General features: G+C 32.0%; 16 protein-coding genes. 15 read left to right on the plus strand and 1 reads right to left on the minus strand.

What is annotated here, in order from left to right; translation table 11 throughout:
- Positions 1–90 precede the first annotated feature (90 nt).
- The 15 genes from HNQ03_RS05045 to HNQ03_RS05115 all read left to right on the plus strand — a co-directional run bounded on the left by HNQ03_RS05045 (position 91) and on the right by HNQ03_RS05115 (position 13,803).
- Positions 91–660 carry a hypothetical protein gene (locus HNQ03_RS05045; protein ID WP_194305156.1) on the plus strand — a complete coding sequence of 190 codons (570 nt, stop codon included), beginning with the start codon at positions 91–93 and terminating at the stop codon, positions 658–660.
- 250 nt (positions 661–910) lie between these two features.
- Positions 911–1,342, plus strand: coding sequence for a BLUF domain-containing protein (locus HNQ03_RS05050; RefSeq protein ID WP_173778575.1), 432 nt, complete (start codon positions 911–913; stop codon positions 1,340–1,342).
- A 31-nt stretch (positions 1,343–1,373) separates the two neighbouring features.
- Positions 1,374–1,748, plus strand: coding sequence for a GldM family protein (locus tag HNQ03_RS05055; protein WP_173778576.1), 375 nt, complete (start codon positions 1,374–1,376; stop codon positions 1,746–1,748).
- 238 nt (positions 1,749–1,986) lie between these two features.
- Positions 1,987–3,657, plus strand: a complete 1,671-nt coding sequence (gene asnB, locus HNQ03_RS05060) for an asparagine synthase B (RefSeq protein WP_173778577.1) — start codon at positions 1,987–1,989, stop codon at positions 3,655–3,657.
- Positions 3,658–3,785: 128 nt separating this feature from the next.
- Positions 3,786–4,610, plus strand: a complete 825-nt coding sequence (locus HNQ03_RS05065; protein WP_173778578.1) for a hypothetical protein — start codon at positions 3,786–3,788, stop codon at positions 4,608–4,610.
- Positions 4,611–4,695: 85 nt separating this feature from the next.
- The gene (locus tag HNQ03_RS05070; RefSeq protein WP_173778579.1) at positions 4,696–5,268 is read left to right on the plus strand and encodes a TMEM175 family protein; all 573 of its coding nucleotides are present in this window, start codon (positions 4,696–4,698) and stop codon (positions 5,266–5,268) included.
- Positions 5,269–5,485: 217 nt separating this feature from the next.
- The gene (locus HNQ03_RS05075) at positions 5,486–7,063 is read left to right on the plus strand and encodes a sodium:solute symporter (protein WP_173778580.1); all 1,578 of its coding nucleotides are present in this window, start codon (positions 5,486–5,488) and stop codon (positions 7,061–7,063) included.
- Between the two features lie 21 nt (positions 7,064–7,084).
- Positions 7,085–7,924 (plus strand): GIY-YIG nuclease family protein, encoded by an 840-nt coding sequence (locus HNQ03_RS05080; protein WP_173778581.1) that lies wholly within the window; start codon positions 7,085–7,087, stop codon positions 7,922–7,924.
- Positions 7,925–7,939: 15 nt separating this feature from the next.
- Positions 7,940–8,419 carry an SRPBCC family protein gene (locus tag HNQ03_RS05085; RefSeq protein WP_173778582.1) on the plus strand — a complete coding sequence of 160 codons (480 nt, stop codon included), beginning with the start codon at positions 7,940–7,942 and terminating at the stop codon, positions 8,417–8,419.
- An 83-nt stretch (positions 8,420–8,502) separates the two neighbouring features.
- On the plus strand, positions 8,503–9,354 hold the full coding sequence (locus HNQ03_RS05090; RefSeq protein WP_173778583.1) for a transketolase: 852 nt from the start codon (positions 8,503–8,505) through the stop codon (positions 9,352–9,354).
- Positions 9,355–9,434: 80 nt separating this feature from the next.
- Positions 9,435–10,382, plus strand: a complete 948-nt coding sequence (locus HNQ03_RS05095) for a transketolase family protein (RefSeq protein ID WP_173778584.1) — start codon at positions 9,435–9,437, stop codon at positions 10,380–10,382.
- 287 nt (positions 10,383–10,669) lie between these two features.
- Positions 10,670–11,743: a type I restriction endonuclease gene (locus HNQ03_RS05100; protein WP_173778585.1), complete on the plus strand. Its 1,074-nt coding sequence runs from the start codon at positions 10,670–10,672 to the stop codon at positions 11,741–11,743.
- 184 nt (positions 11,744–11,927) lie between these two features.
- Entirely contained in the window at positions 11,928–12,800 is an 873-nt protein-coding gene (locus HNQ03_RS05105) for a hypothetical protein (RefSeq protein WP_173778586.1), read from the plus strand.
- Positions 12,801–12,806: 6 nt separating this feature from the next.
- Positions 12,807–13,064, plus strand: coding sequence for a hypothetical protein (locus HNQ03_RS05110; protein ID WP_173778587.1), 258 nt, complete (start codon positions 12,807–12,809; stop codon positions 13,062–13,064).
- Positions 13,065–13,203: 139 nt separating this feature from the next.
- The gene (locus HNQ03_RS05115) at positions 13,204–13,803 is read left to right on the plus strand and encodes a hypothetical protein (protein ID WP_173778588.1); all 600 of its coding nucleotides are present in this window, start codon (positions 13,204–13,206) and stop codon (positions 13,801–13,803) included.
- 226 nt (positions 13,804–14,029) lie between these two features.
- Here HNQ03_RS05115 and HNQ03_RS05120 read toward each other — a convergent pair.
- The coding region (locus HNQ03_RS05120) for a transposase (RefSeq protein WP_226927428.1) at positions 14,030–14,413 on the minus strand (384 nt) is incomplete at its 5' end.

Raw genomic sequence — 14,413 nt, forward strand, 5'->3', positions numbered from 1 at the left:
TATAAAATACTTTTTACCAAAATCAGAATTACAAATTATCAAAAAATTAAGAAATTAAATTTTCTAAAAATTTTAACATAACCTTACAAAATGGATGCATTTTTACACATCAAATCCATCATTGGGATTATACTTGGCTTAAGTTTAACTCACTTAATCAAAAGTTCTGTATACTTCATACAGCATCCTGGAAGAAAAAAAATATACTTGCTGCATTTTATGTGGGTAGTTTATGTATTTACTTTAATCATCCATTTCTGGTGGTGGGAGTTTAATTTAAAATTAATTACAGAATGGTTTTTTGTAGATTACCTTTTTATTATTTTGTACATTATTTTATTTTATATGCTCTGTGCAATCCTTTATCCAGATGATCTGAATGATTATGACGGTTATAAAGATTATTTTTTCTCAAGAAAAAAATGGTTTTTTACAATTTTGGCTCTTTGTTTCGCAGCAGATATTGTAGACACATACCTAAAAGGAGAAAAATATTTTTCGCAACTAGGGAACGAATATCTCATCAGAAACGTTTCACATATAGTATTTTGTGTCGTTGCTGTTTTCATAAAAAATAAAATTTTTCATTATGCAATGGCATCAGCTTTTATTATTTATGAAATAATTTACATCGTTCGATTTTACAATTTAGAAGTTTAATTTTTTATCTGGTTTCAAAAAATTAAAAAGTCAATCATTAAAAATAGGATAAGTAAGCAATTACCTAATGTAATAGTAAACTTCCTCATATTTATTTTGTGAATTTATTTTTTAATGCAATGCAATATATTAAAAGCTTCATCGCGCAAAACATTATCTAAATCATGTAAATGATATTTAATTTGCTAAATTGCTGCTTCAACAATGTAAATTTCCCTAAAAAAGAATTTACGATTTAAAATTTATACAAATGATTTATCAATTAAATTACCGCTCAAGATCCAGACCAGATTTGGAATTGAATGAGCTGGATGAAATACTCGTTCTATCTAAAACTAAAAATACGGCAAAAAACATCACTGGATGTCTTATCTATCACGATGGTAGTTTTGTGCAAATTTTAGAAGGCGACAAAAAACTTGTGCAAGATTTGTATAGGAAAATAGAAGCAGATCCTCGTCACGAAGATGTAATTTTACTTTGGGAAGCACCTGTAGATAAAAGATATTTCACAGAATGGAATATGGCATACTATATACCCACAGAAACAAACGTGGTGCAATTTGTAAACAATATGTTGCTCCTTTCTGAGTTTTCAGATCGTTCTTCCGCATCTCTTCTAAGCTTTTGGAGCAATGTGCGAAAAATTTTGAGAAATGATAATACGAAAAGCATAGACTAAAACGTTTTATGTTTAATAAACACAAAATCTTATGAGAACATTGTTATTTTTACTGGTATTTTCCACATTGTCATTTGCTCAAAATACCAATTCCAAAACCTTGCAAGAAAATACTAATTCTTGCAAATTAGAAATGACGATTAAGCAACTCACATCCGAAGAATTAAAATTTAAGTGTCCTCAATTAATGGAAAATAAAACTTTCATCATTGAAAATTTTAAAATTAAATTTAAAGGACATCCAACTATTTTAGTTGCAGGAAATGTTTTGAATGATACTGCAAAAGAATTGGCCAGTACTCTACAATCTGGAGATACGGTAATCATTTTTGATATCGTTGGTGCAAATAAACATGCAATGAAAAATGAAGATTACAAGTCTATTATGGTTCAAATAATAGATTAACATAGATTTATTTCTTTTAAAGCAATTTTATATCGAAGAATATTCTTACTATAATTAATACAAAAATACAAATGATCACATTTGTATTTTTTGTTTTTAGTGAATAAGATAATAACGATAACCAGTCTTATAGTTGAACCACGAAATTATCTTGAAATTCTATTTTCTATTATAAATTAAACAAGTATTTTTGTACTTTCAAATAAAATCAATAATTATTTCTCAATCTTAAAAATATATGTGCGGAATCGTTTGTCTTTTAGACGCTAAACAAAATACAGAAAACCTAAGGTCTCAAGTTTTAGAAATGTCTAAAAAAGTAAGGCATCGCGGACCAGATTGGAGTGGTATTTTTCAAAATGAAAAAGTAATTTTTTCCCATGAAAGATTGGCAATTGTAGATCCTACTTCTGGCAAACAACCATTATTTACAAAAGATGGCAAAATAGTTTTAGCCGTAAATGGAGAAATTTATAACCACAAAGAATTGCGAGGCGAGTTTCCAGATTACGAATTTTTGACAGAATCTGACTGTGAAGTCATTCTAGCATTGTACCAAAGAGATGGCAAAGATTTTCTTGATAAATTAAACGGAATTTTTGCATTTTCTTTGTATGATATAGAGAAAGATATATTTTTAATCGGTAGAGATCATATGGGCATTTGCCCATTATATCAAGGTTGGGACAAGAATGGAAATTATTTTGTAGCATCAGAATTAAAAGCTCTAGAAGGAATTTGCAAAACAATTGAAACATTTTTGCCCGGACATTTTCTCTATAGCGAAGATGGTTTTGAATTGCAACAATGGTACAAAAAAGATTGGGAAGAATTCGCAAACGTAAAAGATAATGTCACAGATATTTCTGCAATTAGAAAATCTTTGGAAGATGCTGTACATCGTCAATTGATGAGCGATGTTCCTTACGGTGTATTGCTTTCAGGTGGTTTAGATTCTTCCATAATAGCTGCAGTTACGGCAAAATATGCCAGAAATAGAATAGAAAGTGGCGATACACAAGAAGCTTGGTATCCACGTTTGCACAGTTTTGCAGTAGGTTTGGAAGGTTCACCAGATTTGGTAGCAGCACAAAAAGCGGCAGATCATATTGGTTCTGTGCATCATCAGGTACATTTCACGGTTCAAGAAGGTTTGGATGCGGTGAAAGATGTAATTTACTATCTAGAAACTTATGATGTTACAACAATCCGAGCATCTACACCGATGTACTTATTGGCAAGAGTCATCAAATCTATGGGAATAAAAATGGTGCTTTCTGGCGAAGGTGCAGACGAACTTTTTGGCGGCTATTTATATTTTCACAAAGCACCAAATGCCCAAGCTTTTCACGAAGAAACCGTAAGAAAATTGGGCAAATTACATTTATATGATTGCTTAAGAGCCAATAAATCTTTGATGTCTTGGGGAATTGAAGGCAGGGTTCCATTTTTGGATAAAGAATTTATGGATGTTGCCATGAATGTAAATCCAAAAGATAAACTGATCAACAAAGCTGAAGGTAGGATGGAAAAATGGATTTTGAGAAAAGCTTTTGAAGATCTTTTACCAGAATCTATTGCTTGGCGACAAAAAGAACAATTTTCAGATGGTGTCGGCTATTCTTGGATAGACTCTCTAAAAGAAGTTGCCGAAAATGAAGTTACAGATGAAATGTTTGCCAATGCAAAATTCCGTTTTCCTTTAAATACGCCACAAAACAAAGAAGAATACAGATACAGAACCATATTTGAAGAGCATTTCCCTAGCGAAACTGCTGCAGCAACAGTGCCTTCTGTTCCATCTGTAGCTTGTTCTACACCAATTGCCTTGGAATGGGATGAAGCTTTCAAAAACGCAAACGACCCAAGCGGAAGAGCTGTGAAAAACGTGCACGACGATAGTTATTAATAATTAATTATTTGCCTTATTTTCTTTGGAACATTATTTGTGTAAATTACTTTAGAATTAATTTTAATTAAATTATTATTTAATCTTTAAAATAATTATATTTGAACAACCTAGAATTTAAAAAAATTATGATGAATAAAATACTACTTTTTGCTTTTGCATTTATTTTCAGTTTTGGTTCTGCACAGAAGAACAAATTTGAAGATGTAATGAATTCCAAAAAATTGGCTTATGCCTTCAAAGATTTAAAAGATAAGGATAAAGAAGACTTCTATCAACAATATTTCTGGTTGATAAAATCTGAGGAACTTAAAAAATATCCGCATATAGAAGGAATTAGGCCTCAAGTTTTATATAATTTCATTCGAGAAATTAATCCTCAAGCTCCTACAAAAGAATTATCTGAAGAAGATAAAAAAATAAGAGAAGATACAGAGCATTCTCTAAATCAATATTTTTCTAAAAGAGATTTTGAAAATCCTGTGATGATATATAACCTAGAAAGTTATGTAGATCCTAGTGGTAGAAAATATTTCACAGAAGTAAACCCAGAGCGTGTTGCAGAACTTTTGCCAAAGAAACTCTACACTTTTACCTCTAGAAATAAGAAAGAAAACAAGCAGAAAACATATTATCTATATATAGATCAGAAAAAAAACGACTATGAGATGATTGAGTTGATTCCTTCTGAGAAAAACAAAAAGTTCTACGAAGCTTTAAAATTAAATATGGGCGATTATAAATTCCCAAATTTTGTACCTACTGTAGAGCCAGGAGATAGAAAGGATGAGGATGATAGAAATTTTTATTACATCACACCTTTTCAAGTAGGAAACGATAATATTATGTACCGCACCAAAAATTTTGAAGATTATGAATTGGTGAAAGTGAAAAAAGAAGGTGCAGCTTGGGTTGATCTTCGTAAGAGTGAAAAATCTAAAAAGAATAAATAGTAATTTTTAGCTTAAAAAAAAATCAGATTGTATTACCCAATCTGATTTTTTTTTATTTATTTCGCAAAATTAAATGAGATAAAAGATGAAAACCAATAGATTAGAAGCATTCAGTGATGGAGTTCTTGCAATCATCATCACCATTATGGTTTTAGAATTTAAAGTACCAGAAGAAGGTACGTTTGAAGCTTTAAAACCCTTGATTCCCAAAATAATTGCCTACGTTATTAGTTTTATTTATGTAGGAATTTATTGGAACAATCATCACCACATCTTCCAAATTATAGAAAAAGTGAATGGCAAAATTCTTTGGGCAAACCTTACTTTACTATTCTTTTTGTCCTTAATTCCATTTACTTCCGCTTGGATGGGTGAAAATCATTTCGAAAAAAATCCCGTCGCTGTTTATGGTTTTGTATTATTTGGCTGTGCAGTATCTTTTAATATCCTGCAAAACGTTGCCATCAACAGTGAAGGTCCAGATTCATTAATAGCCAATGCTTTACGGCAAAAGACTAAAGAATATTTTTCTACCGCAGCTTATTTAGTCGGTATCATTATATCCTTTTTTTCGCCTTTTGTATCCTTGCTTTTGTACTTTATAGTTGCTTTACTTTGGCTAATACCAGACCGAAGAGTAGAAAAAACTTTGGATTAGATTTTCTTTAAATTGAATATCTTGCTTAGCTATTTTGCAGTAGATCAGACTTTTTGCAGAAAATAAACCCTTGATTAAGGAAATTTTGAAAACCAATAGTAAACCAATATTTCAAAGTGATAGTCAATTTATCTATAGAAATACATTGAATAGATGGTTATAGGAGATTCTATTAAAAGATAAAAAAAACTATATTTGCTCATAAAATTTTCAAAATATGAGCACACCAACATTACTGCTACTTTTCGTTTTTGTTTATTTCGTGGGACTTTTGGTTATCTCCTATTTCACCAGTAGAAATGCAGACAATCAATCTTTCTTCATAGGAAATCGTAAAAGTAAATGGTGGCTTGTTGCATTCGGGATGATAGGAACTTCCCTTTCCGGTGTCACCTTTATTTCTGTACCAGGAACGGTGGGCAAAACAACGGAAGGTGCATATGCATTTGGCGGTTTTGAATATTACATGCTGGTTATCGGCTTTTTCATCGGCTATTTTATTGTAGCATTCGTTCTGCTCCCACTCTATTACAAGATGAATTTAACGTCTATTTACACCTATCTTGGCAAAAGATTTAATGTAGAAGCGCATAAAATTGGGTCTATATTTTTCATCATTTCACGTTCCATTGGTGCAACAGCGCGTCTGTTTTTGGTGGTGAATGTTTTGCAAATTTTCTTGCTTTCAGATTTGGGCATACCATTTTGGGCTACAGCAGCAGTTATTTTAATTATGGTTTTGCTCTACACTTTCGAAGGAGGTGTGAAAACCATTGTAATTACGGATACTTTGCAAACGTCATTCATGATTTTAAGTTTGGTAGGTTGCATCGTTTATATTTTATCCAATTTAAATCTCTCGGCTGGAGAAGCGTACACCGTTTTGGCTTCCAAAGATTATACCCATATTGTAAACACAGATTTTCAGTCAAAAACTTTTTTCTTAAAAACCATTCTTGGCGGAATGTTCATCACGATTGCTATGACGGGACTAGACCAAGAAATGATGCAAAAAAATATTTCTGTAGATAATCTTCACAATTCCAAGAAAAATATGCTTACGTTCGCAGGAACTTTGCTTTTGGTCAATTTTGCATTTCTCTTTTTAGGCGGCCTACTCTATCTATTTGCACAAAGCAATGGCGCAGAATATGGGCAAATTGTAGATGTGGTAACAGGAAAAGCAAGCAATGTATTTGGTTTCAAAGATGCTGCAACGGGGAGCATCACCAATATTATGGGCGACGATTTGTTTCCCGCGCTTTCACTTTCACCATTGGAATATTTCCCAATATTTATTGCCGTAATATTTATAATAGGCTTAATTTCTGCTCTATTTCCGTCCGCAGATGGCGCGCTTACTGCTGTTACGAGTTCCTATTGTGTAGATTTATTAAATTTAAACGAAGATGAAACACGCACAGAAAAGCAAAAAAAATCTCTGCGAATGAAAATTCACCTTATTTTCACAGTGGTTTTCTTTGTTTTAATAATGATATTTAAAGCAATTAATGAGAAATCTATCGTCTATTTGATAATGGAAGTTGCCGGCTACACTTACGGTCCACTTTTAGGCTTATTTGCATTCGGAATATTAACCAAATACAAGATCAATATAAAATACGGAATCTTGGCAGTTACGCTTCTAGCACCAATTCTCACCTACTTAATCAATTATTTTGTAAGCAACTACTCTAGCTACAAAATCGGTGTAGAATTAATCATTATTGATGGTTTGCTTACATTCATCGGTTTGTGGTTAATAAGAGAGAAGAACAAATATAAGATTGGATAGGCAATAAATAAAAATAAAAAAATGGCATTTGGCAAGACTATAAAAATATTTCTAATTGATGGCGATCCTAACGGAAGGATGTCTTGCGAACTTTCTAATTGGACAGGAAAAGCTTATAAAATTCCTCGGATAAAAATTAAAGATTGTACTGATAGATTAGATTTAAATACAACTGGTATATATTTATTGTTTGGAAAAAACGAAGATAATGATGATTTAGTTTATATTGGTGAAGCTGAAAACGTTTTAACAAGATTAAATCAACATTTATCTACCAAAGATTTCTGGAGAGAAACGATTGTTTTTTTTAGTAAAGATGAAAATTTAAACAAAGCTCATATTAAATATCTTGAAAATAGATTGCATAGTCTTGCAACACAAACGAACAGATATAAAATTGAAAATGCTATAATCCCAACACAATCTTCGATTTCCGAATCTGACAGAGCAGAAATGGAAGAATTTATTGACAATATAAAATTATTGGTAAACTCACTTGGACACAAAGTTTTTGAAGAAAAAAGAGAAACATCAATTTTAGAAAAACCAAAAGAATTACTTTTCATCAACGGAGCACGGGGAAGCAATGCTACAGCAGAACAAACTTCTGAAGGGTTTTTAGTTTTGAAAGGTTCCATAATATCTAATTCTGTTACGCCATCTACTTCACAATCCTTAATTAATCTAAGAGAAAAATTAATTCAAAGGAAAATTGTTGAAACTTTTGAATTTAAAGAAGATTATATTTTCTCAAGTCCATCTACGGCAGCTGCAATTGTCTTGGGAAGAAGTGCGAATGGACTTACAGAATGGAAAACTGGTGATGGTAAAATTTTAAAGAGTTTAGAAAGCAACATTTAAGTTTTTTAATATAATATGCCCACAATTCACCTTACGACATCCATTAAAGCAGCAAAAGAAATTGTTTTTGATCTTTCTCGTAGTGTAGATTTACATCTCCTTTCCACACAAAAAACCAACGAAAAAGCCATAGCCGGAAAAACAGCTGGTCTATTGGAATTGAATGATACCGTCACTTGGCGCGCAAAACATCTTGGATTTTACCAAAATCTAAGCACAAAGATTACAGCATTTGATTCTCCAAATTATTTTGCAGACGAAATGCTGAAAGGCGCTTTCAAAGGTTTCAAACACGAACATTTTTTTAAAACTTCCGAAAACCTAACCGTAATGTCGGATATCTTTAGCTATCAGTCGCCATTTGGTATTCTGGGAAAATTGGTAGATTTATTATTCCTGAAAAAGTACATGACGAGATTTCTACTAGAAAGAAACCTCATGATCAAAAGTTGTGCAGAAAATGGAAATTGGAAGCAAATCTTGCATTCAAAATAATTATTTTCAACAAAAAAAGCCTCCGTTTTCATTTCATAAACCCATCAAAAATTTGTAATTTCGCGAGCAAATAAATCTTACCTATGAGTAAAACGATCGAAGAATTAAAATCCCTTTCAACGCAAGTGAGAAGAGATATTTTAAGAATGGTGAATGCCGTAAATTCCGGACATCCTGGCGGAAGTTTAGGTTGCACAGAGTATTTTGCAGCATTGTATGGCAAAGTGATGAATTATCAATTGCCCTTCACAATGGAAGGCAAAAATGAAGATTTATTCTTCCTTTCCAATGGGCATATCTCCCCTGTTTTCTACTCTATCCTAGCGAGATTTGGCTTTTTTGAGGTATCCGAATTGGCTACCTTCAGAAAATTAGGAACCAGACTGCAAGGGCATCCAACCACGCACGATCATTTACCTGGAGTTCGCATTGCATCAGGTTCGCTTGGGCAAGGTCTTTCTGTAGCTATTGGAGCTGCTGTTGCCAAAAAAATGGACAAAGATGATAGTTTGGTATACGTGCTACAAGGTGATGGCGAATTGCAAGAAGGTCAAAACTGGGAAGCATTTATGTTTGCAGCTGCAAAAAAAGTAGATAATATCATCACCACCATAGACTACAACGGTCGCCAAATAGATGGAGATACAGAAGATGTATTGGATCTTGGAAACCTACACGCAAAACTAGAAGCATTTGGTTGGGTGGTATTAGAAGAAAAAAATGGAAACGATCTAGAAGCCGTAATTGCAATACTAGAACGTGCAAAAACGGAAACCGGCAAAGGAAAACCAGTCGCAATTATGTTGCATACAGAAATGGGATTTGGTGTAGATTATATGATGGGATCTCATGCATGGCACGGCAAAGCGCCAAACGCAGAGCAACTAGAAAACGCATTGGGACAATTGACCCTAGACGAAGTTACAGATTATTAATATCCCCCAAATTCCCAGAAGGGACTTTTATCAAATCGGATGATGCGTGGAAATACGGAAAATTCGCAAAAAAATTAAAAATGAAATATAAAGTTTTAGATAATAAAGATACAAGAAGCGGATTCGGTGCTGGTTTGGCAGAATTGGCAGATACTCATCCAAACGTAGTTGCATTGTGTGCAGATCTTATTGGTTCTTTGAAAATGGAAAAATTCATAGAAAAAGCACCAGAAAGATTTATACAAGTAGGTATTGCAGAAGCCAACATGATTGGCATTGCAGCAGGACTTACCATCAACGGAAAAATCCCTTTCACGGGTACTTTCGCCAATTTTTCTACGAGCAGAGTGTATGATCAGATTCGCCAATCTGTTGCATATTCCAACAAAAATGTGAAAATCTGTGCATCTCATGCAGGATTAACTTTGGGTGAAGATGGCGCAACACACCAAGTATTAGAAGACATCGGAATGATGAAAATGCTACCTGGAATGACGGTAATCAACACTTGCGATTACAACCAAACCAAAGCAGCAACGCTTGCCATTGCAGATTTTGATGGCCCTGTTTATTTGCGTTTTGGTAGACCAGTAGTTCCTGTTTTTATTCCAGAAGATATGCCCTTTGAAATTGGAAAAGGAATTCTTTTGCAAGAAGGAACAGACGTAACCATCGTAGCAACCGGACATTTGGTTTGGGAATCTTTGCTTGCCGCAGAAGAACTAGAAAAAGAAGGCATTTCTTGCGAGGTGATCAATATCCACACCATCAAACCATTGGACGAAGAAATCATCTTAAAATCTGTGCAAAAAACCGGAAAAATAGTAACTGCAGAAGAGCACAACTACATTGGTGGTTTGGGAGAATCTGTAGCTGGTATGCTTTCAAGAAAGCACCCAACGAAGCAAGAGTTTGTAGCTGTGAACGATACTTTCGGAGAATCTGCAACACCAGCAGAACTGATGAAAAAATACGAAATAGATGCAGAAGCTGTAGTAAAAGCAGTAAAAAGAGTAATCGCAAGATAAACTCTTTTTCTATTACAATATAAAACACGCCTTTTGGGCGTGTTTTTTTGTTTGAATTAAATAATAAGCAGCAGAAAACTACCAATTCTAAAGTGTAACAAAACCCGAATAGCAAACATTTTACCAAAAAAAATACACAAATCAGCTGCAATTACGGTTTCCCGTAAGGACAGACGGAATTATAATCCTACATTCGCTTAATAATTTAGCGAGAAAAATCATTTGCTTGCTATCGTACACTGCATCACAGAACTACTCGCTATATTTTTAAACTAATAAAAACTATTATGGAAGCTGATTTAAAATTAAAACTAGAACAACTGCATCAAAGAGTAGATTCGTTGAAAGAGCAAATCAATACTGAAGAAGCTACAAAAAATGCTTTTGTAATGCCGTTTATTCAAATTTTAGGATACGATATTTTTAATCCAACCGAGGTTATTCCAGAGTATATTTGTGATATAGGAACAAAAAAAGGTGAAAAGATTGATTACGTTATCATGAAGGAAGGCGAACCAATTTTAATTATCGAATGTAAACATTGGAAGGAGAAAGTGGATGCTCATAATTCCCAACTTCATCGGTACTATCATGTTTCAAAATCAAGATTTGGGGTTTTAACCAACGGACATACCTACAATTTTTATGCAGATTTGGAAAAGCCAAATATTATGGATGACAAACCGTTTTTCACTTTAGATTTATCTAATTTGAAAGATAATAGTTTGAAAATTCTTGAAAAATTTACCAAAAATGGATATAGTTTAGAAGATATTTTAGATTCTGCCGAAGGCTTAAAATATATCAAAGCTATTAGATCTGAATTTGAAAAAGAACTCAAAGAACCTTCGGATGAATTTATTAAACTTTTGGTAAATAGGTTTTTTCAAAAACCATTGACTGCGACTAGAATGGTTGCGTTTAAAGAATACAGTAAAAAAGCAATTTCCACTTCTATTAATGAATCTATAAACTTCAGGTTAAAAAATGCATTGGACATAAATGATACAATACCAACCAAAGAAAATTCTCAAATTGCTACTATTGATCAAGATATAGAAGATTCAAAAATTATTACTACAGAAGAAGAAATTGAAGGATCGCAGATTGTAAAAGCGATACTAAGAGAAAATTTAATAGCCACAAGAATTGCATTTAGAGATACGCAATCTTATTTTGGAATTTTATTAGATGACAATAATAGAAAACCGCTCTGTAGATTACATTTCAATTCAGCTAATAAATACATTGAGCTCTTTAACAATGGAAAAGACAAAGGTGAAAAAAAACCTATCGACTCTTTGGACGATATTTACAATTTCAAAAAAGAATTGCTAGACACGCTTAAAAATTATGAATAAAAATTTGATAATAACAAGCATAAAATCTTATATTTACAATAGTGTAAGTAACATAATTGTGATACATATCTCTACCAAATTGGTGTGATAGGTATCGTTTTGTGATACATATATGCAAGTTGTACACAATCTCTAAGAAAATTTTTGCCAAGTAAGAAGGTTTAACCTAAAAAAACAATAAAATATGAAAAAGTATATATCCCTGATTTTCGTTTTTCTTTCAATATTATTCTTTTCACAAACTCAAACGAAAAGATATAATAGTATGACAAAAAAGTACGAATATTTTAATTCAAAAGGACAAATGATTGGTTATGAGTATTATAATAATATGACTCGCCAATGGGAATATTATGAAATGAATTCTCAAAATAATTATAACGAACCAGCAAAATTAGATTTAACCAGCACTTTTAATGCAGCATCAACTTTACAAGGTAGATATGATAATAATACTGCTTATGTTCAAAAAGAAGTTCAAAAAATGATTCAATCTGTTTATAACTTTGACATTCCAGATTCACAAAAACAAGAAATTGTTAAAAATTTTAAGGATGTTCCTTTAAAGAGTGTAAATAGTCAAGCTATAAATTATAGTAGTTTAAGTCAAGCAAATGACGTTCTTAATTATTTAAGTAACAGTCTAAATAAAATAATAAAAAATGTAGTTTCTGCTTATGAACAAAATGTTGAAACCACAACCACTCAAATATCTAATAATACAAAAAAAATTAACTTCGAAGATTACTACAACACAATTTTTATTGTGGACAGAATTGCTATTTGGAGTGCAAAGTATTCCAAATTTTTATCTGACGAAAATATATCGTCAAATTCTTATATTATATTAAAAGAAAATACCATTGAATTTAAAAGAGCAGATGGAACATTATCATATAGAAATTTGGAAAATAAGAGATATAACTCTAAAAGGGAAGGATATGAATATACTTCAGATTGGGGACCTGTTTTTATAGATAAAAATTTAACATACGTTGCATTTGCAGTCGGTTCTAATTTTTCAGGAGATAATTATACTTACTTCATAACTAAATAAAATAAAATGCGGGCATATTTACATTTATACAACGAACAAAAAGAAAATTCAATAATGTATCAAGTTTTATCATACGATATAAATATTGATGAGGGAGAAGTTTTTGAATATTCAGAAGAAATTTTTAACGAATTAGACATTGAAGCACAAAAACTATTTCATAAATCTAACTTAAAAATTGGCAATTATAAAGTTACTCACGCAAATATAGAGAAAAATGGATATTGGGGAGAATTGCGAATACTACATTTAAGACCAATATAAAGAGACTATGTACAACAAGGTATTTGCAAAAAAAGCCCCGATTTTACTTTGTGAATAGGGGCTTTCTTCGCAAATACCCAACCGTTATAGGATATTTTAAAAGCACTCGCTCTCAACAAAACTATTAAAATAAAATAAGATGAGTATTTTCAACATTTTTAGCAAAAAAAACGATTACAAAGATTATATTTTTGACAAAAAAACCTATTCCGCTCTTTCTCTGGCACAATTTACAAGTGTATTTCCCGAATATTCAGATTTTGAAGAAGAACAAAATATTAAAATTTGGGATTCTATTTTTCCAATAGTATTAGTTGGTTATGACTTTATCAGAAATAACACTCATAAAGATAAAAATAAATTGACCGATTTAACAACGGAAATTAAAAAATTATTTCATAAAGGAACCGATTTACTATTTCAAGATTATATTACATTTATAACTGAGAAATCAACTACGAATGAAGATTTATCTAAATATTCGGCTTATTGGATGTCAAAAAATTTACAGTTGTATTTAACTGGAAAATTAAAAAATAAAATTGAAGAAAAAAGATTTTTAGATATTTTCAGTATTTTTTTAAAGGCCTCGTATAATGATGAAAAATTCAATTATCACAATTTTATAACACAGAATTTTAAAGGAAATATGAAAACTCAAGAGGGAATGTTAGAGTATTTCGAACTTACTGAAAATTTCGCTAAAAACCTTTTTATTTCAATGAGAGATACTGTTTAAAAAAAACATCCTATAACAGCGGTTTTGCAATAGTGCGGGATTTTCGCAAGTTTAGAGATTTTAGATATTCCGAAAAGTAGTTTATAATAGAAAGATTTATCATATTAAGCCGCACCATCGCAAAGCCGCAAAACGTCAGGCTGTGAAAAAACTCAATTTTCACCTAATTATTCAATTTAATCAACCTTTCAAACCTTAATAAATGCGTTTTTAAGCTGGCTAATTTTTAGGCTGCAATTGATAATGTATTTTTTCCATAAGCGAAAACCGGCTTAAAATAAGTCGTTTCAAGAACAAAACAATACTTCGCTTTGTAAGGCGATTTCCAGTTTTTGAGTTTCGCAATTAATTCCGGAACGCCCAGAATATTTATCGCTCGTTTGATGTTGTAAACCAGCATGATCAAGCTGTGTTCGCCATTTACTTTCTCCAATCCCGTTAAATTTGTGTGGTTATATCCCCATTGTCGCTTGATTGTACCAAAAATATGCTCATTAATCTCTTGCCGTTTTCGATACAATTGTGCGTTGGCTTTGTAGCGTTCATTATTTTCGGAAACTGCGTCTGCAAATTCGCTTCTATCAACCTCTCTTCCGCCTTTTCTACTCGT

It is taken from the genome of Frigoriflavimonas asaccharolytica (assembly GCF_013294015.1).
GTDB lineage: Bacteria > Bacteroidota > Bacteroidia > Flavobacteriales > Weeksellaceae > Frigoriflavimonas > Frigoriflavimonas asaccharolytica.